We start from the raw sequence: 21,632 nt of genomic DNA, 5'->3' as shown, positions 1-21,632 counted from the left end.
GATGCAAGCGCATTGAGCCAATTATCTGACCATGAGCGAGGAGCATTCGATGAATCAGTCTGCCGAATTTCCACGTTTGCGCATTGTTTCGTTGGGTGGCGGTGGTGGCAGTGCGCAAACGTTGCTTGCGGCGCGACCCTTTTTCGCCGAGCGCACCGCGATCATCGCTGTCACCGACTCAGGCCGCAGTACTGGTACCGCCCGCATGATCGCCGGCATCCCTGCTCCCGGTGATCTGCGCAATGTCCTGGCAACGCTGGCCGCCGAACCCAATGGGCCGCTGGCCCGGCTGATGCAATACCGGTTACGCAGTCAGGCGCTGCCATTGCTCGATGGAATGGCTCTGGGCAATCTGCTGTTGGGAGGTCTGGCGCAAATGGAAGGTGATCTGGCCGCGGCAGTGGCGGCGGCACGCCAGGTGTTGGGTTGCCCGGAGCAGATTTTGCCGGTCTCAACTGCAAATACTAATCTGTGCGCCGAGCTAGATGATGGCCGGTTAGTGGTGGAAGAAGCAGCGGTGCGCGCCCTCGGCAAACCCCCCATCCGCCGGCTGTTCCTCGACCCGCCGGCGACGGCTTATCCGCTGGCGCTGGCTGCCATTGCCGAAGCCGATCTGGTTGTGATCGGGCCGGGCAGTTTCTACACCTCGCTTATGGCAACGCTTTGCTTTGAGGGCATTGTGGAAGCGTTACGCTCGACTCCGGCGACCGTTGTCTTTGTGGTCAATACGACGACTCAGCCCGGTCAGACTGATGGAATGAGCATCGCCGATCATGTTGCGCGTCTGGTTGAAGCGCTTGGTTCTGGCGTGCTCGATGTGGCTCTGATCAACGATGCCGGCGCGTTGCATCCGGCTACAGTTGCGCGGTATGCCGCTGCCGGTCTCCACCCGCTCAACCCAACCGAAGCCGATGTCATGGCTATTCGCGCGTTGGGCGTTGAGCCACTGATACGCGATCTGGCCGAATCCGATCCCGGCCCGCGCGAGCTATGGCAGAAAGCGGATACTATTCGGCACGATCCGCAAACACTCGGCCTGGCGCTGTGGAAGATAGCGCTTGATCGCGCTCGGGCCGGGTAGCCAGATACCGAGGCCTGTCCGTTCACAAGAAGATCGGTCTAACAGGTGAGCACCTGTGCGATTATCAGATCGCACTGAGGCGATAGGGGGCGATCGATGCTCTGCGCAATGGTAAAACTGCTAGCCGGCGCGCAGTGACTTGCGCACCCGTTCGGCCAGAATTCCGCCTAACGCGCCGCAAACACACCCTAACGCCTGCCCTGCCAGCAACGGCGGCGGCACGGTTATCCCGACGTTGGCCAGAGCCGCAACCAGAATCCCGACCACGCCAACCAGCAGGCCGTGCATTGCAAACGAATTGTCAGCCAGCCATCCCGCCACAAAGCCGCCAATGCCGGTCAGGCAAGCGCCAATGATAATCAACAGCGCATGGATCGGATTTTGTAGTGATGGCGCTGTGAACACTGCACTCTGGCCTGCTGCCAGAATCGCCACCTGGAGCAGAATGGTGAGCGCAAAATCGGCCATAAACCCCGAAATGACTGCCGTCCAGCGAATATTCACAGCGTCTCCTTCGATCTGATGGGCGCAGCAATCTGTGTAGCCGATGTATCATACCCGATCACAGCGCATCATGCGACAAACAACGCTCGGTGCATATCAGCCGGCCATTCGCCAGACGAAAAGAAACACAAGCAGTGAAATTTGCAGCGCGTGAGCAACATCATAGCGCGCAGCGCCCCAGAATTCTTCCTGGCCGAGCCACCACCAGATTCGGTTCAGGCCGGATCGTACCCGAATGTCGCTGTCCCAGCGTTGGAGATGCGAGACACGAGCCAAACGAAGCAAACGACGAAAACTGTTCACGAGCGTAAAAGTCCACGCTCCCGCAACCAGTAGTTGCAGTAGCACCTCCATGTAGCGCACTCCTTTGGTGTGGTGATGTGGTTTGGGTTTACGGGCGCCGGCGCTGGCGCAGAGCGATGCCGTGATCACTCTTTGTACATAGTATGCACTGATTTTGCTTGAAAGCGCAAGGGGAAAATACGAAGAATTTCCCAACAAAAGCGGGAAACGTATCCCTGTTTAGCATACAGTTAGCGCTCAGTCAATCGACGGTTGTTACCGGTCGTCGTCATCGCCTGCAATGCGACGGATGCGGGTCACGATGGCCGCAGCTCCCAACAGCGCCAGGCTCGAACTGCATATCACCAGCATCAGCCACACGGCATAGCGACCGAGCAGAGCCTCAATCAGCGAATCTTCCGGGGCAGGTTGCGCGGCGCTGACGCTATCCGTTAATGTTGACGGGAATGCGTTTGATAAAGTAGCGCTAACCGGCGCTGCTGGGATCGCAATGATGGCCAGCAGAATGATGGTAGAGATGACGAGCAGGACGTGGCTCGGTGAACATTGCTTAGACATACCGGTGTCTCCGTGGCAACGATTCAAACTTCCCTATGATAGCAAATCGATTGCCGGTTGTCGCAACGTAGTTAACTCTTCCATACCGTCGGACGATGCGTGATCTGATGTGCATCCTGATAGACGAACAGGATCGGGCGCTATGCCGGGGAAACACTTGCCGGATCAAACAGAAACCAGGAGCGACCGGTGCGATCGCTCCTGGTCAGAAGCAGATGAAGAATTGCGTGAACACAACTCTAACCTGCGCTGCCGGTGGTGGGTAATGGCAGGATACCGTTACCCAACCGTCTCTTTCAGCTCTTTCTGCCAGGCAATGGTGCGATGTTTAACCGGTTGGTCATCGGCGATCAGGCCATCGCGCATACTGATAATGCGCTCGGCGTGTTGCGCCACATCGTGTTCGTGGGTGACAAGAATCACGGTAATCCCCTGTTCGGCATTCAGCCGCTGGAAGATGCCCATGATCTCAGCTCCCGTGCGGGTGTCGAGCGCGCCGGTTGGCTCATCGGCCATGATGATCCGTGGTTCGTTAACGAGGGCGCGGGCAATCGCCACGCGCTGTTGTTGACCACCAGATAGCTCATTCGGGCGGTGATGCAGCCGGTCACCCATCCCCACCGCCTCGAGCGCCATCCGCGCGCGCGCTTGTCGGTCAGGCCGGCCTCGCCCGTACAGCATTGGCAATTCCACGTTGCGCAATGCGGTAGTGCGCTGAAGCAGCATATACTGCTGAAACACGAAGCCGATCTTCTCGTTGCGGATGATAGCGAGTTCGTCATCGCTCAGCTCGCCCACATTCATGCCTTCGAGCAGATATTCCCCGGATGTCGGTCGATCAAGACACCCGATAATGTTCATCAGGGTACTCTTGCCACTACCCGATGGCCCCATAATGGCGACCATCTCGCCCTGCTGAATCGTGAGCGAAATGCCGCGCAGCGCATGCACTTCCGTCTCACCCATAAGGTAAACTTTGGTAATATTGTTAAGCTGGATCAACGGAGTCATAGTGGATCATTCCTGTATCGTTTCAAAGAGGGCCTTCGTCGTCAGGTGGCTGCTGAGTGTGCTCATGATGCAGTAGCACACTATCATTGTACTCTGAAATCAAGTAGTTTCCTTGCTTCCGATCTTGACACAGCCGCGCCGTCAAGACTGATAAAGACTGGTATAATGATACCTATATGACGTTATTTGTTTGCACTTTGTTGAGGCATGTATGACCGATCAGACTGCCGCACGCCCGCTAGAGATGGACAAAGCATACGATCATCGCCTTGTCGAGCAGCGGCTCTACGATTGGTGGGAGCGAAACGGACTCTTTGCGCCACGCGATGATGCGCCGCGTCCCCCGTTTGTCATTTCCATTCCGCCACCGAATGTGACTGGTGAGTTACACCTTGGCCACGCCATGTTCGTCGCTATTGAGGATTTGCTCATTCGCTGGCGGCGGATGCAAGGCTACCAGACATTGTGGGTGCCCGGCACCGATCACGCCGGTATTGCAACCCAGATGCAGGTGGAAAAGCAGCTCGAACGCGAAGGAACGTCGCGGTGGGCAGTGGGTCGCGAAGAGTTTCTGTGCCGTACCTGGGAATGGAAAGAGAAGTACGGCGGCGAGATTACGCGCCAGTTGCGCCGCCTTGGCGCTTCATGCGACTGGTCGCGCGAACGCTTTACGCTTGACCCCGGCCTGTCACGCGCTGTGCATACCGCCTTCAAGCGGCTCTACGATGATGGCCTGATCTATCGCGGCACGTACCTCGTCAACTGGTCGCCCAAATTGCAGACGGCAGTGAGCGATCTCGAAGTCGAATACGAAGAGCGTAACGTGTCGATCTGGTACGTGCGCTACCCCATCCGCACTGCCGATTGGGCCGGCCCCACCGCGCCGTGGGGGTCAGGTCGGTGGGCAGAGGGCGCTATCGAGTTTATCACCGTCGCTACCACGCGCCCTGAAACGATCCTGGGTGATACTGCCGTGGCAGTGGCGCCCGGTGATGCGCGGTATGCCCATCTGGTGGGGAAAGAAGCCATCTTACCGGCGCTGGCCCGTCCCATCCCGATTATCACCGACGAGTACGTTGATCCGGAATTTGGTTCGGGCGCAGTCAAGATTACTCCCGGTCATGACAAGAATGACTACGAAGTTGGCAAGCGCCACCACCTGCCGATGATCAACATTATGAATCCCGACGCGACTATCAATGCGGAGGGTGGCCCTTACGCCGGACTGGATCGTTTCGAATGCCGCAAGGCAATTCTGGCCGATCTCGAACGGGAAGGCTTGCTGGTCAAGACCGAGCCGCACAAGATGAATGTCGGTATCAGCCAGCGCGGTGGTGAAATTATCGAACCGTTGCTCTCTGAACAGTGGTTTGTGCGTACCAAACCACTGGCTGAGCTGGCCATTGCTGCTGTGCGTGATGGCCGCGTGCGGATCGTGCCCGAACGGTTTGAGAAAGTCTATTTCCACTGGCTAGAAAATATCGAAGACTGGTGTATTTCGCGTCAGCTCTGGTGGGGACACCGCATTCCGGTCTGGTATCTGCCCGATGGCTCAATTGTGGTGCCCGATCCCGATGAGCCGCCACCGGCAGAGGGCGTTCAGGATCCCGATGTGCTCGATACCTGGTTCAGTTCTGGTCTCTGGCCCTTCAGCACGCTGGGTTGGCCCGATGATACTGAGGATTACCGCCGTTTCTATCCCACCAGTGTTATGGAAACGGGGTACGACATCCTCTTCTTCTGGGTCGCGCGCATGATGATGATGGGCTGCTATTTCACCGGGCAGCCGCCGTTCCATACCATCTATCTGCACGGTTTGGTGCGTGACGAGCATGGCCGCAAGATGTCGAAAACGTTTGGCAATGTGGTCAATCCGCTCGACATCATTCAGCAACAAGGCGCTGATGCGTTGCGCTATACGCTGGTAACTAGCGGCACACCCGGTCAGGATGTCAATCTCAATCCGCAGCGGATCGAGTCGGCTCGCAATTTTGCGAACAAGATCTGGAATATTACGCGCTTCGTGATCGGTAAGTTGGGTGATCTGCCGCGTGCCGAAAGTGTCAAGGTGACGGCGGAATCATTGCAGCAAGAAGACTATACGCTGGCCGATCGCTGGATCCTCTCGCGTTATGCGCATCTGGTGGCCGAGGTGGATCGGCTGATGGAAGGGTATAACTTTGGTGAAGCTGGTCGTCAGATCCACGATTTTCTCTGGGGTGAATTTGCTGACTGGTATGTTGAGATCGCCAAAGTGCAGTTTGAGAGTGATAGTCAGCGTGCCTATCTCACCCGGCGCGTGCTCTACACCGTGCTCGACGGCAGCTTGCGCTTGCTCCACCCCCTTATGCCCTTTGTCACCGAAGAGGTCTGGCAGTATCTGAATGATGCTCATCAGTATCCCGATCCCGGCCCCGACACACCGTACAGCAGGCTGGGATTGCGCACCATCAGCTATGCTCCTTACCCGACACCGATTGCAGGGATGCGTGATGAGTCAGTGGAAGCGGATTGGGCGCTGGTGCAAGAGTTAATTGTTGCCATCCGCAACGCGCGTAGCGAGTACAAGGTTGAGCCGGCGAAATGGATTGCTGCAACGGTTGTGGCCGGTGATCGGGCTGATCTGGTGCGCGCTCAGACACCGCTGATCAGCCGACTGGCTCGCGTGGCCGCCGATGATCTGTCAGTTGTGACCGAACTGGTTGAGCGTCCGCGGCAGGCAGTTTCTATCATTATCGGCACGCTTGAATGCTTCTTGCCCCTGGCTGGCCTGATCGATCTGGCTGCCGAACGCGCCCGTCTCCAGAAGGAGCTGGCCCAGGCCGAGGCTGACGTGGCGCGGCGCGCCGCCCGACTCAACAACGATGGCTTTGTGGCCAAAGCGCCAGCGCGCGTGGTTCAGCGCGAACGAGAGGCGCTCGAAGCGGCGCAGGCTGCGTTAACCCGTCTCCGCGAGCGTATTGCCGAGCTGGAATGATGTGGGAGTGCCTGACCCGGTTTTACGGGTGTCATTGCGGGTGATGGATCGTTTGAAGCGAAAGGGGCGATACATACGTCGCCCCTTTCGCGCGCCCCGGGTATTGCAGGTGAATAAGAGCAAGATCTGGTAGGGAAAGAGACCTGTACCCCGACTATCATATACGTTGTGCGTTGGTGTAGCCGCTGACGTAAACCGCACTCTTATCACCCACTTCTCAGTCCGAACACAACAAAGGCGCAGCAGCGCTGCGCCTCTCTGGCATGCCGCTGCATAGCGCCTTTCTATAAATACTCACGCTGATTGACTCTCCGCCGCCACTCCTCTTTAATCTCGATAGCCGTGCCCTGCGAGACCATAAAGTCCAGCAGAATGCGGCCAAATGTGTTGGCTTGCTCAAGGAAGGGGAAATGGCTGGCCTTCGGAAGCACCAGCAACTGAATCGGTCGCTCGGCCAATTCGTTGAGAAATGCCGCATGAGCCGGGTTGACGATTGGATCCTTGCCGCCGTACACAGCCAGCAGCGGCGTTTGCAATGAAATGATCTGTGGTCGCAAGTCTGTTGCCAGCAGTGACTCGTGAACTTGATGAAGCACTTGTTCGCTCAGACTGGCAGTATCTTCTTCGATCTCGTTTTGAATATCGGCGTCAGCCACCTGCAACGAACGCACCATCCGCGCCCAGCCGTTCTGAGTTGAATTCATACCAAGCAGGCGCGACAACGTGCCCGGCTTAATATGTTGCGCCAATACCTGCCCGTGCAGCGGTGTCGCGACGGTCAACAGCCGATTAAATCGCTCTGGATACTGGTGCGCGGCGAGAATTGCAACCATGCCACCCATTCCATGGCCTACCAGCGTCGCGCGAGCAATCCCCAGCCGGTTCATGAATTGGATGAGCATCTCAACGTATTGCGGTACAGTGAATTGATCGCCGCGACGATCACTCTCGCCGAAGCCCCAGAAATCGAAGGCGTAGGCGCGATGCCGTTCAGAGGCAATATCCATAATCGGCACCCAATAGCGCCACGAGCCGATCCAGCTATGCAGGAAGATGATCGGTTGACCGCGGCCGAAAACCTCGTAATGAGCCAGCCGGTTGTCGAGGTGGATGATACTCATACTTCCACCTCCTCATCATTGGCGCCATTAGTGGCCTGTTGCAGGGGAATAGCGAACGAGAAGGTACTGCCCTTACCCAGTTCGCTCGTTACCCAGATTTCACCGCCGTGCATCTCCACCAGTTGCTTGGCGATACTCAAACCAAGCCCGGTGCCGCCAGCGACATCACGCAACGGATTATCAGCGCGATAGAAGGGACGGAACAGCTTCTTCAACTGTTCGGGTGACATGCCGACACCCGTATCCTCAACTTCGATTTGCATCATATTTGCCCGATTAACGAACGCGCGAATTGTTATCGAGCCGCCTTCATACGTGTATTTCACAGCGTTCGAGAAGAGGTTGAAGATAATCTGTCCTACCCGTTTCTGGTCAGCAACGACCGGTGGCAGTGCCGGTGAAGCATCGATCCGCACCGTCATCCCTTTGCGCTCATATTCGAGGCGCAGCGACTGCACCACCTCATCGATCACTGCCGGAATATCGACCTGAGTAAAGGTCAGTTTCCGCTTCGAGTCGGGTCGTGAGAATTCGAGAATATCTTCAATCAGGGCGCGCAGTCGATTGGTATTGTTCTTAATAATCGTCAGGTAATTAAGCTGATCCGGAGTCAAATTAAGGCTGGCGGTGAGCAACAGCACGTCAACATACCCTTTAATCGCCGTCAACGGTGTGCGCAACTCGTGGCTAACGTCTGAAATGAACTGGCGCTTCTCTTTATCGGCTTCAATTTCACGGGTAATATCACGCAACACTGCCACTTCGCCGTAATGCTGGCCATCGGGGCTGCGCACCGGCGCGATGTTAACTGCGATGACCTGAGTTGGATCGGTGAGGTCAATCGAGGTACTATAAATACCCTGCGTTTCACGCATCCGGCGCAGGCCTTGCAAAATGCCGTTGTAGATCGTCTGATTGCGGCGGCGACTCACGTCGTCGTCGCCGATCTCAGCCAGCCGTTGCAATGGCTGATTGAGGATCTGGTCGGCAGCGATCTCGAGTACCTGCTCGGCAGCAGGATTGAAGAGGGTAATTCGTTGTTGCGGATCGAGCACGATGACGCCTTCTGTCATCGAGCGGAAGATGGCGATACTCTTCGATGATTCGGCGCGTTGCTCTTCGAGCAACACCGCATTCCGCAGTGCCAGATCATTGATAAAGCTGTAAAGCTGGGCATTGTTTACAGCGGCGGCCACCACGCTGGCGATGGTGCCCAGCAGATTCATCTGTGAGTCGCCGAAGTAGTTGCGCTGTGGGCTTGACAGAATCAGCACGCCGATAGCAGTATCACTGGTCTGCAACGGCACGCCGGCCACGGATCGCACTTCTTCGGCGCGACCCGGCTCTTTCAGCCAGCGTGGATCGCGATCGACATCGGGGATGTTCACCGATTCGAGGTGGCGCATGATCCAGCCCGCCAGCCCTTCAGTGCCATCGGCGAAGCGCAGCGGGACATTTGCTGCTTCTGCGCGCCCGCGTCCGTGCAGAGTCGCCCGGCATATCAGCGCATCGGTAGCCGGATCGCGCAACATCAACGAGCCGCGCTCAACTTCCAGGCTCTCTGAGATCAACTCAAGCGCGCGCTGGATAATGAGATTCAAATCGAGCTGCGTTGTCAATTCCAGCGTGATCCGGTTGACCGCTTCGAGACGTTCTTTTTCTTCTGAGACCAGGCGAGTTGCCTGTTCAAGCTCAGCCGTGCGTTCTCGCACGCGCGCGTCGAGGTCGGCAGCCAGATTGCTGATCTGGTCAAACAACCGCGCATTCTGGATCGCCTGACTGGCCTGACTGGCGATAGTGAAGGCAACCGCCAGCGCTTCTTCATCGTAGGTGTCTGGTTCATCGGCGCTGATCGTCAAAACGCCAACCAGTTCATTGTCAACGAGCAGCGGCGCGCCGATCCACGAACCATCGCGCCATCCGAGCCGACGCAATTCGTTGAAACGCGGATCGCGCTGCGTATCGGCGATCAGAATGGGCTGATGCTCAATCGCCATGATCTGGAAGAGGTTACTATCCTCCAGCGAAATACTGTTGTTAGTGAATGAGGCGGGGGCAAAGCCCTGCGCTTCAACGAGCCGTAGATCGCCGTAACCTTCGTCGCGCAACAGCATTACTGCGCTATCGTAATGCACGATCCGTTGCAACTGGTTAAGCACCAGGGTCTGGATCTCACGCAGCGCAAGAGTTGAGGTAAACGACTGCGCGACCTCGCGAAGCATATCAGCCTGTCGGCGGCGTTTCTGCTCGAGCGCAAACAGTTGTGCGCTCTTAAGCGCTTGCGCTGCCTGATTGGCCAGAATTGACAAGAGTGAAATTTGATGCGGTGTCCATTCGTAGGGGTTGCGCATGCCGACCCAGATCACCGCGAGCCGTTCCTCAATCGGGCCAACGGCAATGCCGATGGCGCTGCGCACGCCTAACTTAAGCGCGTGGTGATATTGGTCAAACTCGGCCAGATCGCTGATCGCAATCGGCTGATCGCGGCGGAGCAGCGCCGCAGTAAGCCCATCGCGACGGAAATCGACCTGAATGTCGTCGCGGAATTCAAAACCTTCGATTAATATGTGCCGCTCGATATTGCCGCGTCGATCAAGCAACAATACGGCGCCAAGCTCGGCGCGCATCAGCCGCACTGCTGCATCGGCGATCAACATCTGAATCGCCTCCGGTTCGAGCGTGCCTGATAGATTCTGCGACACCTCGAACAGCGTGCTCATCTCGCTTGCGTGCTGGCGGGTCTCAGCAAAGAGACGCGCATTGTTTAGCGCAACTGCGGCCTGATTGGTAACGGTGGTGACAAAACGTAAATCGTTTTCGTCAAAGGCGTGCTGGTTATAGCTCTGGATATTGATCACACCGAGTACCTGATCGCCGTAGATGATCGGCACTACCAGGTACGACTCTTCGATTGCCATCTCATCGCCAATTCGGCCCTGATCGATAGCCAACCCCATTGCGCGCGCCGCCGCCGCAGTGCCGAGCAACAGAGGGCGCCGGTTGCGGATGACCCAGCTATTGGTACCCTCGCCAAGCGGTCGTGGTTCGAGATAGAGGCGTTCGCCGCGATCATAGGCAATCGGGTAGCTCAGAGTATTGCTGGTTTCATCGTACAGTGCAATCAGCGAGGTGCTCGTATCGATAATCTCACTGATCCCGGCATGCAATCGCTCGATCAGCTCATTGGTATCGAGCGAGGCATTCACTGCGGCGCTGATGCGATTGATGATGGTCAGTTCCGAAATGCGCTGCTCGCGTTCTTCAAACAGGCGCGCATTTTCCAGAGCTGTTGCCGCCTGATCGGCCAGGCCGGCCAGCAGCAGCATCTCATCGTTGGTGAACTGACGCCGGTAGTTGGTCATCACGCTGAGCACACCGATGATCTGCTCGCGGTAGATGACCGGCACACCCATAAACGAGATCAGGTTATTGCGCTGCTGATAATTGGGGTAGAGCGAGCCACCTTGCTCGTTAACATCCTCAATAATCAGCGGCTGACCGGTTTGAGCGACGCGCCCGGTGAAGCCCTGTCCGATTGGCACCCGCATCGAGCGCCCCTGCTCGACGGGGATGCCATCAAGCGCCGCTGGCGTCAGCACATTGCCTTCGCTGATCGTCCACAGCGCCACTGTGGTGACGTTCAACTGCCGGCTAACCAGCTCCATCAGCTTGTTGAGCACCTCTTGCGGGCGCAAAAGTGACGACAAAATCCGCGCTGCATCGAGCAGCGTTGACAGCTCGCTCACTTTCTGCCGGGTCGCTTCTGCGCTCCGTTGCGCTTCCGCAGTGGCAAGCGCACGGGCAATGGCGGTGCTGGTCTGGTTGGCAATCGTCTGACAGAGTTCGAGCACCTGTGGCGAGAAAGAGCCGTGCCGTCCAACGAAATCCAGGCCGACTGCCCCAATCACTTCATCGTTGAGGATGATCGGAATAATTCCGATGGAGCGAATATCCAGTTCGCGGAAGATCTGGTGTGACGGGCTGAAGAGCGGATCATTCTGCGCATCCTCCGAGACCAGCGGCCTTTTTTCACGATCAAGCCAATCGACAGACGGGTTATCGAAGAGTTGAATCCGAATCTGGTCAAGGATGCCACTCGGAACATATTCGGCGACAGCGGGGGCATACCCGCTGTCACGGTCGTACATGACCATGCGCGCTTGATCCACGCCGGTCGCTGCCGCCATTGCATTGACAATTTCCTGATAAATCGCGCGCAGATCGGTGAGTGCGTTGGTGCTTGCCGCTACCCGGTTCAGAATCGCCAGTTGCTCGACTTGAGCCTGCGCTCGTTCAAGCAAGCGAGCATTTTGCACACCGAGCGCCAGTTGGTTTGCGATTGTCGTCAGGAACGATCGTTCGCGTTCGCGGTAAATACCCGGAGTGTAACTCATAACCGCCAGCACGCCAACGACCGTTTGATCGCCGATCAGCAGCGGAACACCGAGCCAGGCTGCCGATCTGCGATCGGAGCCAAACTGCTCTGGTCGTAACTCTGCCCGTGCTGCCTCCTGTCGCAGATCGACAAATTGAAGGGGCTGGCGGGTGCGAATGATGTACTCGGTCAGACTGCCTGGCGTTGGCGGCTGTCGCCGCTCGGTAAACATCTCCACCCCTTCATCAACCTCGAAGCACAGGGTCATCTCATCGCTTTCCGGATCGTAGAGAAAAGCAACGAAGGAATCGAGGCTGAGGAAGGTACTTACCTGAGTGTAGACGGCGCGAAGCATCTGCCGCTGATCGAGCGTTGACGCAATCGTCTCACCGATCCGGTTGATGATGTTCAGTTCGTTAATCCGTTGTTCGCGCTCGGCAAACAGGTTGGCATTTTCCAGCGCGATTGCGAGCTGGTTGGCTAGCGCTGCCAGGAAGCGCAAGGCGCGATCAGTAAAGGCTCCAGCAGTTTCGCTCTGCGCCGAGAGCACGCCGATGACTGCGCCCTGGCTGATCAGCGGTACCCCAATCCACGAACGGATCGAACGCCCTTCGTCTGACAGGAATTGCGCCTGTTCGCGCAGGTCATTGGTTTGGGTCAGATCATCGATACGTAACGGATTGCCCGTGTCAATGATCTTTGCCGTCAAGCCAACCTTTGGGGTAACACGCTTATGGTACGCCGCGACCGTCTCACCGCGTCGTTTAAACAGCTCAAATCGCACTGTTGCTTGTTCGGCATTGTAGCTGGCGATGTAGAAGAAATCCGGCGTGCCCAGGAAGGCAACAATCTCCTGATACACTCGTTCTAGCAGTGTATCGAGATCGGTCGTTGAGGTGGCCGCTGCGCCGACATGGAAAAGCGCAGCCATCTCCTCGGCCCGATCATGCGCTTCCCGCAACAGGAGATGGTTCTCGATCGCGATTGCTGCCTGATCGGCGAAAATCTCGAGTGGTTCAACAAGTCGTGTGGTCGGTCGCTGACGATCCTCGGTGTCGCTGGCAAAGATCATGCCTAGCAACATCCCTTCGGTCGAATAGAGTGGCACGCAGAGGCGATCATCGAGTTGCCACTCGTGACTGTTCCGATGATCTTCGAATGGGTGGTAATCGAAGATGCCGGTATCGAACCCCGCTTCCAGTTGACGCGCTTCATTAGCCGGAACAAAGTAGGTGCGCCCCATCCGGAAGCGTGGGTCGAGATAGCGAGTGGCCAGCGCCAGCGCCAGGGGGTGACGAGCAAGTCGTTCCTGTTCGGTAAGGGGAATACCAGCCGCTGCTTCCAGATAGAGATGATTGGGATCGTCGATCCGGGTCAGGCAGAAGAGCACTGTCCGCAAGCCAACTGCCTCGATGATACTATACCCGATCTGCTCCAGCAGACTCGTCAGCGACTGATCGGCGCGGAGCGCCTGCCCAATCTCGAGCACGTCGTTGAGAATATCAGCCCGGCGCTGAAGCATTTTAGCCATATGCTCAAGCTCAAGATAGTGTTGAGCATTGCCGATGCCGATTGCCGCCTGATGCGTCAACGCGCGCAAAAATTCAATCGCTTCGTGATCGAAGTAGCGCGGTTGTTCGGCGAGTAACAGCACGAGGCCATAGACGCTACCCTGATAGAAGATCGGAGCGGCCAGCGCCGAATTGGCATTGGGACACAGCAATGCCTGACGCTCACCTTCGCTGAGATAATCACTCAGAGCAATTTCACGTTTGGTAAATGCCTCCTGAGCCGTGAGCGCAGTCTGGCTAAGCTGGCTGCCGATCATCTGGCTGCGCAGCGGTGGCGCAAATCCGATGACCTCAACAACGAGAAATACACCAGCCTCCACCTCTGCATCGACTGCTATCGATTGGCTCAACAGCTCGGTCATCGTTCGATGGCCGTTGTTGACCTCAGCCGGATCAACGCGCAAGGCAATCAAACCGTGGCTGGCGCCGGTAGCGCGGAGCGCCTGCTCAAGCACAAAGGCCAGGATCTCGTTCTGATTCAGCGTGATTGCAAGCTGGCTACCGATCCGTTGGAGCGCGCGCAATTGCTCGATGCGGCGCCGCAGACTGCTATCGACTTGTTCAAACCGGCTGGCATTGGCGATAGCGCGAGCTGATTGACCGGCCAGAATGCTCAACAATCGCTCATCTTCCGCGTTGAAACTTCCCGGTTGCGCCGCGAATAGCTCTACGGTTCCAAGGAGGGTGTTTCCACTCCGGAGCGGCATTCCCAGGTAGCTACGCGCCGGCTGATTGTTCGCCAGGAGTACATTACTCCCATCAGTGAAAACACCCAACCATTCCGGTGGTCGATTCAGATCGTCGAGCCGTAATACCCGCTGATGTCGGGCCAGCCACCAGCTCAGCGTATCGCCTTCATCGTGTACCTGAGAATAGAGACCTTGCTGGCAGGCTACCCGCAGGCTCTGACTGCGCTCATCGAAGAGTGTGATGCGACCGCCATCGAATCGCACCAATCTGGCTGCGCCAGCCATGGTTGATTCGAGCGTTTCATCAAGCGAGAGATCGGCTGCGAGTAACTCGCTAATCTGTTGCAATTGCGCCAGCTCGCTGGCCCGCTGTTGAGCGGCATCGTAGAGGCGACGATGCTGCACTGTTGTGGCAATCTGCGCGCTCAGAACCTGCAACAGATTGCGTTCGATCTGATCGAGCATGCGTCCGGAACTGGCATATCCTATCGCCAGTAACCCAACCACCTGCTCTTTGCCGCGCAATGCTGTGAGCCAGATACTGCGGCAGCCAAACCTGGCGGCGTGGGCAGCAATAGGGTTTTGCGCTGCTGCCAGAGTGGTCTCGGCAATCAACACCGGTTCGGCCCGTTCACTTAGCGACTGGAGGGTAGGGGTGAGCGTAATGGTATCGAATCCGGTCACGCCACCGATCTGCTCGCTGTAGACTGCGATTGTTGTAGCCTGTTGAGGTTGATCTGGATCGATAAGATATACTGCGCCAAAATCAGCGTCGAGTGCCAGGCTCAAATTTTCCGTAGCGCGGGCGATTGTCTCTTCGATCAACAACCCTGAGCCTATCTCAAGGCTATTTTCGTAAAGCACAAATAGCTCGCGCGCATGGCGACTCTCGTGTTGTTGCAGACTTGTAGCGTGAAGTAGCAAGGCGAGCGGTCGCGAAAGAGAGTGAATAGTATCAGGCACTTCCGGACCGGGATCGACTACTAGCAAGAGGCCGACCAGTTCAACCCCAACCGTAAGCGGTTCAACCAGTAACGGCCACTCAGCCGGCGCGCCACGTCGCCGGTTCGGCGCCCGCCATACCCCTTGTTGGGTCGTCTGAAAAGTAATGGTATGGGTGATGGCTTCGTTGTCACTGATTGCCAGTTGCGTAGGGAATATAGTGTCGCCAGCGCTGCTTACTGCTCGCGTCAAGATTTGCTCGTGAAAACTGATCCAGTAGAGCGCGATAGCTTTGGCCGGCAAGAGTGCGCATGCCCGCTGGCATAATCGTTCGAGGGTCACTGCCAGATCGCCGATACCGGTACTTTCAAGCGCTTCATACCCTAATGCGCGCAACTGTTCTGTTCGCTCATTAAGGCGCGCTCGCTGCCAGACGCTCAGCAGTGTGGTAAGCTGCGAAACCAGCGCCGTGGTAAAGGCTGGCTCGAACGTGGCATTCAGCGTTAGTCGACCGTAGAGGTACTTCGCATCACGCAATTCAAGCGCGACACCATTCATCGGCGCATCGCCCCAGGTAATGCTAGCCAGTTCACGCTCATTAGCTAACAATGCCAGGCGACCGCCAACCCCAAGGTGGCGCTCAAGTGCTTCGCCGATCTGGTTACACAACTCAACAGGCTCAATATAGCCAGCCTGCTGCTGGCTATATTGCGCTAACTGAGCGAGTAGTTCCCAACCCTGTGCCGGCGCTCCGGTGATCGTCGTGTTCATGACGCTGCTATCGCTCCCACTGGAGGTATGTCGTGCCTGCTGTACTGGCTACGTATGCATAAACGAAACGCAGTCTGACATTTAGCAGCCGGCTGTCAGGATGATCAAAAACGGCCATAGACGGCAAAACTGCGTTTACCCTGCTCTCTTGCCTGCACCAGCGCCCGCTGCCGCACCTCTTCAATCACTTCACTCAATTCACGAATGTCGGCAAATGGCCCGTCGTCTTGGGTCAAAACACCGATCGAGAGCGACATCAACGGCGCTTGTCGCGTCTCGCCGGTGTCGTCAACGAACTCGATATAACCTTGCTTACGGTGGCGGTAATTGTAATGAAGGCCAATCTCTTCATCAAAGCGGGCTATAATCCGCTCGCAAATCGATTGTGCACGTTCGGGCAGAGTCGTGATCAGGAACGATTGACCAACTGACTGTTGGCCGATAAATTCTTCATTGCCACCAAGTTCACTCACCACTTCGTTGAGCATCATTGCCACGAAACGCAGCACATCTTCGCCAACTACTGCGCCGTAGACACTGGTAAAGGTCTCAAAGCCGTTGATATGCACGTTGATGAGACTCCAGTGTGAAGCGGTGAGCAACTGGCGGAGCTGGTCGTTAAGCAACTCGGCGGTCGGTAGATTAGTGACCGGATGAAGCTGGTTGCGACGCCTTGCTTCCTCGAGTTGATTCTTGACGATCGTATGCACTTCTTCGATATCGAAAGGCTTAACGATATAGTATTGCGCCTGTACCTCCCCTAACCCGATCAATCGATCGCGTCGTTCGCCGCGCGCGGTCAGAAAGATGATCGGGATATGCCGGGTGCGTGGGCTGGCGCGCAAGGCGCGACCAACGTCATAGCCCTCCATATCTGGCAAATTAACATCGAGTAGCGCCAGATTTGGTGGGGTTTTGCTACAAATCTCTAGCGCCTGCTGGCCGCGCAACGCCGTGTAGACCTCGTACCCCTGGGCTGTGAAGTAGATCTTGAGCAGGCTTGAGATGTCTGGCTGGTCCTCAACGACGAGGATACGTTCTTTGCTCACGGTGAATTCTCCTCGCGATGCGGCGGCTACGACCGCTGGCTCGCACTGATGTGCTCGGATAGGCGACCATTTCCGGCAGACTGATGAGAGCGAAATGCGTTCAGATGCGCTGGCGGCTCACTGTCAGTTGTCGAACCGGCCTCCGGTCGCGCCGGATCATAGTAGACGTTTGGCCAGTGATAGATGATCCGACGCGGTTCGCCAGTTGTTTCATCAATATCGTTCAAGTCGTGACCAGTCACCGTCTTGCGAATCAGATTCTGCTCGTTGTCAAAGATTATAACAGCATTTGATTCTATCATGCGACCAGGATAGATCACAAATCCACTGCCAAGCTTCACGTTGTGACCCACTGCCGAGCCGAGCACCGGCATGTTCACCTCTACCGGCACGCCTTCGTGAATGACTTTGATCGGCTCACCTTGCAGGTTGAAGTCGGTGAAGACGTTATTGGCGCCAATGAAGGTGTTGCGCCCGACGACGCATAGTTGCAGCGTGCTGTTTTGCGCCACCATGCTGTTTTCCATCAGCGTCGTCATAAATAGACCGGCATTGAACGGCAAGAAACAACGATCGCTGACCACGCTGAGCATGATCTGTGACCCCTGCATGATGTTGACGTTGTTGCCAATGTAGCTGTTGGCAATCACCACTCCAGGCCCAATGTAGACATCATCGCCGATCACCGTTGGCCCGTGAATGATAGCCGTTGGATCGATCGAACAGCGTTTGCCAACCTTGACCAGTGCTCGCGAAGCGAGAAAGTGATTGCGCCACTGCTCCTCAAGCGGGTTGATCTTCTCCCAGAAGGCTTTGAGCGCAAAGGCAATTTTACCAGGGAAAAGCTGCCAGTCTTCCGCCTTCCACCGCATGATATTGCGCAGACGGGCTTTGCTCATCCGCGCGTCAAGCGCGGCTGCCCACGAAAAGACTCCCATCAGCACATTGGCCATCAAGACATGCAGCCAGCTTTCGATGGAGACAAACGCGCGAATCGGTATCTGGTATGTAAGATCACCCTTGTGCGCCATGTAGCTGGGAATGCGATAATAGCCCATCTCGTGGCTTAAGGTGTCGATGACCAGCGGCTGCGCGCGCGCCAGATCGTGTTCTCCCGCCGGCAGATAGTAGAGGTCGGCGAGATAATAGTCACCAACCCGGCGGATATGCCGCGAGAGCTGGGTAGCGTGCCGCTCGATGCTCGGATCGCCCTTTTGTCCACTGGCCGGATTGCTGGCCTTAAAGGCAATTTGCGCCGGCGTGCCACGCGCGCGCGCTTCTTTGATAAAGGTGTCAATCAAATCGGCATTGAAAAACAGGTTGTCGCGGTAGATCAATCGCTCTTCGGTCGCGGGTATTTCCGCGATCTCTTCCAGGTGATCGATTTCAATCGTGCGCTTGCCGTAGGCTTTCAACAAATCACGTTGCAAGAGCCATAACGGCTTATTGAGAATGCGCAACTCACGGGCAGGCTCTGCGAAGGGCGGGATAAGGGTTGGTTCACGGAGAATGATCCGCTCCATCGGACGAGTCCTTTCTGCCGTTGGGTCGGCGCGGAATGTGTCTGTCACCTCGTATTACTGCTGTTACTATAGGCTGTAGCTCCTGGTGAAACAAGGCTTACAGATTACAGTCGGATTAATGCATTTACCGCATCAGGACGCCGGTTTGTTCGTTGATAGACGCTCGAGCCGATTGCGCAGATACCTTCCTGTTGGCGATTCGGGTAGCGCTGCAATCACCTCAGGAGGGCCGGCGCCGATAAGGTATCCGCCGCGCTCGCCACCATCTGGCCCCAATTCGATCACCCAATCAGCGGCAGCAATCATATCGAGTTGATGTTCCACCACCAGCACCGTATTCCCGCTGGCGACAAGCCGTTGTAATACGGTCAGTAGACGCTCGATGTCGGTGAAGTGCAGACCAGTGGTCGGTTCATCGAGGATATAGATCGTGTGACCTCCGTTGCGGCGGCTAAGTTCGGCAGCCAGCTTGATCCGCTGCGCTTCGCCGCCGCTCAGGGTTGGCGCCGGCTGGCCTAGTTTGAGATAGTCAAGTCCGACATCGCTCAATGCCTGGAGGCGTTCGGCAATTGCTGGCGCGCGCGCGAAAAAGTTGAGCGCTTCGGCAACAGTCAGATCAAGCACCTCTGCAATATTGAGTCCGCGATAACGAATGTCCAGTGTTTCTCGATTATACCGCGTTCCGCCACATACGTCACACGTAACGAAGAGATTGGGTAAAAATTGCATCTCTACCTGGATCAGACCCTCGCCAGCGCAGTGTTCACAGCGTCCACCCTTGACGTTGAAGCTAAAGCGGGATGCGTCATAGCCACGCGCTTTGGCTTCGTTTGTCGCGGCGAACAAATTGCGAATCGGGTCGAAGATGCGGCTATAGGTGGCCGGATTAGAGCGGGGAGTCCGCCCGATAGGGTTTTGATCGACGACGATAACGCGGTCGAGATGTTCCACTCCGAGCAACGCATCATGCTCGCCGGCGCGGGTTTTGCTGCCGTGCAACAGTTGGCTCAGGCGAGGGGCCAGAGTGTCGCCGATCAAACTACTCTTGCCACTGCCGCTTACCCCACTTACTGCAACCAGACAACCCAACGGGATGCGAACATCGATATTTTTCAAGTTGTTAGTGCGACAACCACGTAGTTCAAGCCACGGGCCACTGGCAGGACGCCGCCGGGTCGGAAGCGGAATGCTCCGTTGGCCACTGAGGTATTGACCGGTCAGTGAACGGGGGCTGACCATCACCTCGGCGAGGGTTCCGCTGACCAGCACTTCACCGCCTTGTGGACCCGCTCCCGGCCCAATATCGACAATCCAGTCGGCAGCGCGAATGGTCGCTTCATCGTGTTCAACAACCAGGACACTGTTGCCAAGGTCGCGCAAGCGAATCAGCGTTGCCAGCAAACGATCGTGATCGCGTGGGTGCAACCCACTGCTCGGCTCATCGAGCACGTAGAGCACTCCCGAAAGGCCAGCGCCAACCTGCGTTGCCAATCGCACTCGCTGCATCTCGCCACCGCTCAGCGTCATCGTGGTGCGATCGAGGGTCAGGTAGGTTAAGCCAACTTCACATAAAAATTGCAATCGTTGCGTGATCTCGCGCGCGATAGGGCGAACAATCGCCTGTTCACGGGCGCTCCAGGGTTGATCGAGCAGAGCATTAGCCCATTCTAACGCGGTAGCGATGGTCATGCGATGCGCGTCGGCGATCGAAATGCCAGCGACGGTCACGGCGCGCGCTTCCGGGCGCAAACGCGCGCCGGCGCATGCCGGGCAAGAACGTGGCGTTGTGTATTGCTCGAGCGGTGAGAGATCGCTACCCGCGCGTTGTTCGCTCAGGCGACGGCGTAAATTGGGGATGACGCCTTCAAATTCGCTTTCGACACTGCGCAGCTTGCCATTGATGCGATAGCGCAGCGTGATCGGCTCGCCGCCAGTGCCGTAGAGCAAAGCGCTCATCAGCTCAGGCGTGAGCGAATGCGCCGGCGCATGTGGATCGATACCGAAATGAGTGGCAAACGAGATTAACACGTCGCGATAATACTGCTGACTACCGGCATCGCCGTCGCGCCAGGGCGCAATCGCTTCAATCAGTGGCAGGCTCCGATCTGGGATGACTAGTGCCGGATCGACTTCCGGTACGACACCCAGGCCGGCGCAGGTGGGGCAGGCGCCTTGCGGATTGTTAAACGAGAAGTCTCGTGGCTCCAATTGTCCCAACTCGATCGGGCCATGTTGCGGGCAGGCGTAGCGTTCGTTCAGCTCCAGCTCTTCGCCGTCGAGCACCTGGACAATCAATCGGCCACCGCTCAACTTGAGCGCCGTTTCCACCGAATCGGCAACCCGTACCCGGTCGAGCGCCGATCTGCCATCGGCAGTTTGTCGGATGATTAACCGGTCAACGACCGCTTCAATCGTGTGAGAGCGGTACTTTTCAAGCCGGATCGGCTCGTCGAGATCGCGTACCACGCCATCAATGCGGGCGCGCACAAATCCTCGTCGGCGAATTTCGGCCAGCACTGTTTCGGGATCGCCGCTAAGCGGAGCCAGCAACTGCACCCGCTGATTGGCCGGCAACTCAACGATCAGGTCAACCATTTGCTGGGGAGTGTAGCGACGCAGTGGCGCAGCGCATTGCGGGCAATGGGGTTGACCAATCCGGGCAAAGAGCAGGCGCAGAAAGTCGTAGATTTCAGTAACTGTACCGACAGTGGAACGCGGATTGCGCGCGCTCCCTTTCTGGTCAATCGCAATCGCCGGTGACAACCCTTCGATCAGGTCAACATCAGGTTTCTCGAGTTGACCAAGCAACTGACGGGCGTATACCGATAGACTTTCGACATATCGGCGCTGGCCCTCAGCAAAAATTGTGTCAAAGGCGAGCGAACTTTTGCCTGAACCAGACACGCCTGTGAAGACCACGAGTTTGCCGCGCGGGATGTCAAGATCGATCTGTTTCAGGTTATGCACACGCGCGCCGCGAATACGTATCCAGTCCATCATCTCGACTACATGATTGCAAGGGGGCGAACACCCACAGATCGTTGTTTGTGATATACCTGCTCTATACATGTCGTAATCGTACTGCCGACGCTGCAGCGGTTCACGATCACCCGGTTCTAATCGAGAGGGAAAGCGACCGATTGTGTGAAACGAAAAG

The 21,632-nt window shown here is 56.8% G+C and carries 11 protein-coding genes; 2 read left to right on the top strand and 9 right to left on the bottom strand.

The window, feature by feature from the left end; all coding sequences use genetic code 11:
• The first annotated feature begins 49 nt into the window (after positions 1-49).
• Complete coding sequence (gene yvcK, locus Q0650_RS16780) at positions 50-1,081, top strand: gluconeogenesis factor YvcK family protein (RefSeq protein WP_298821044.1); 1,032 nt, start codon at positions 50-52, stop codon at positions 1,079-1,081.
• Between the two features lie 120 nt (positions 1,082-1,201).
• Here the strand turns inward: yvcK and Q0650_RS16775 are convergent, their stop codons facing one another.
• The 4 genes from Q0650_RS16775 to Q0650_RS16760 form a co-directional block, all read right to left on the bottom strand.
• Positions 1,202-1,585: a TIGR04086 family membrane protein gene (locus tag Q0650_RS16775; RefSeq protein ID WP_298821041.1), complete on the bottom strand. Its 384-nt coding sequence runs from the start codon at positions 1,583-1,585 to the stop codon at positions 1,202-1,204.
• A gap of 96 nt (positions 1,586-1,681) precedes the next feature.
• Positions 1,682-1,939: a hypothetical protein gene (locus Q0650_RS16770; protein ID WP_298821039.1), complete on the bottom strand. Its 258-nt coding sequence runs from the start codon at positions 1,937-1,939 to the stop codon at positions 1,682-1,684.
• A 204-nt stretch (positions 1,940-2,143) separates the two neighbouring features.
• Positions 2,144-2,446 carry a hypothetical protein gene (locus Q0650_RS16765; RefSeq protein ID WP_298821037.1) on the bottom strand — a complete coding sequence of 101 codons (303 nt, stop codon included), beginning with the start codon at positions 2,444-2,446 and terminating at the stop codon, positions 2,144-2,146.
• Between the two features lie 279 nt (positions 2,447-2,725).
• Entirely contained in the window at positions 2,726-3,457 is a 732-nt protein-coding gene (locus Q0650_RS16760; protein WP_298821035.1) for an ABC transporter ATP-binding protein, read from the bottom strand.
• A 211-nt stretch (positions 3,458-3,668) separates the two neighbouring features.
• Here Q0650_RS16760 and Q0650_RS16755 point away from each other — a divergent pair, with 211 nt between their 5' ends.
• On the top strand, positions 3,669-6,434 hold the full coding sequence (locus Q0650_RS16755) for a valine--tRNA ligase (protein ID WP_298821033.1): 2,766 nt from the start codon (positions 3,669-3,671) through the stop codon (positions 6,432-6,434).
• Between the two features lie 284 nt (positions 6,435-6,718).
• Here the strand turns inward: Q0650_RS16755 and Q0650_RS16750 are convergent, their stop codons facing one another.
• The 5 genes from Q0650_RS16750 to uvrA all read right to left on the bottom strand — a co-directional run bounded on the left by Q0650_RS16750 (position 6,719) and on the right by uvrA (position 21,472).
• Entirely contained in the window at positions 6,719-7,555 is an 837-nt protein-coding gene (locus Q0650_RS16750; protein WP_298821031.1) for an alpha/beta fold hydrolase, read from the bottom strand.
• Entirely contained in the window at positions 7,552-15,903 is an 8,352-nt protein-coding gene (locus tag Q0650_RS16745; RefSeq protein ID WP_298821029.1) for a GAF domain-containing protein, read from the bottom strand. Before Q0650_RS16745 ends, Q0650_RS16750 begins: the two co-directional genes overlap by 4 nt.
• A gap of 104 nt (positions 15,904-16,007) precedes the next feature.
• Entirely contained in the window at positions 16,008-16,952 is a 945-nt protein-coding gene (locus Q0650_RS16740) for a response regulator (protein ID WP_298821027.1), read from the bottom strand.
• A gap of 26 nt (positions 16,953-16,978) precedes the next feature.
• Positions 16,979-18,475 (bottom strand): multidrug transporter, encoded by a 1,497-nt coding sequence (locus tag Q0650_RS16735; RefSeq protein ID WP_333691747.1) that lies wholly within the window; start codon positions 18,473-18,475, stop codon positions 16,979-16,981.
• A 132-nt stretch (positions 18,476-18,607) separates the two neighbouring features.
• A complete protein-coding gene (gene uvrA, locus Q0650_RS16730) occupies positions 18,608-21,472 on the bottom strand; it encodes an excinuclease ABC subunit UvrA (protein WP_298821046.1) in 2,865 nt (954 codons plus the stop codon).
• Between the last annotated feature and the right edge of the window lie 160 nt (positions 21,473-21,632).

The organism is uncultured Chloroflexus sp. (genome assembly GCF_937129525.1).
GTDB lineage: Bacteria > Chloroflexota > Chloroflexia > Chloroflexales > Chloroflexaceae > Chloroflexus.
The sequence above is the reverse complement of the archived record's forward strand: the minus strand, read 5'-3'. Positions and strand labels throughout refer to the sequence as shown.

Bases quoted from the DNA above. Each gene is read 5' to 3' on its own strand.
- Q0650_RS16750 (WP_298821031.1), bottom strand. From the start codon at position 7,555: ATGAGTATCATCCACCTCGACAACCGGCTGGCTCATTACGAGGTTTTC.
- Q0650_RS16755 (WP_298821033.1), top strand. From the start codon at position 3,669: ATGACCGATCAGACTGCCGCACGCCCGCTAGAGATGGACAAAGCATAC.
- Q0650_RS16770 (WP_298821039.1), bottom strand. From the start codon at position 1,939: ATGGAGGTGCTACTGCAACTACTGGTTGCGGGAGCGTGGACTTTTACG.
- yvcK (WP_298821044.1), top strand. From the start codon at position 50: ATGAATCAGTCTGCCGAATTTCCACGTTTGCGCATTGTTTCGTTGGGT.
- Q0650_RS16735 (WP_333691747.1), bottom strand. From the start codon at position 18,475: ATGGAGCGGATCATTCTCCGTGAACCAACCCTTATCCCGCCCTTCGCA.
- Q0650_RS16765 (WP_298821037.1), bottom strand. From the start codon at position 2,446: ATGTCTAAGCAATGTTCACCGAGCCACGTCCTGCTCGTCATCTCTACC.
- uvrA (WP_298821046.1), bottom strand. From the start codon at position 21,472: ATGGACTGGATACGTATTCGCGGCGCGCGTGTGCATAACCTGAAACAG.
- Q0650_RS16760 (WP_298821035.1), bottom strand. From the start codon at position 3,457: ATGACTCCGTTGATCCAGCTTAACAATATTACCAAAGTTTACCTTATG.
- Q0650_RS16745 (WP_298821029.1), bottom strand. From the start codon at position 15,903: ATGAACACGACGATCACCGGAGCGCCGGCACAGGGTTGGGAACTACTC.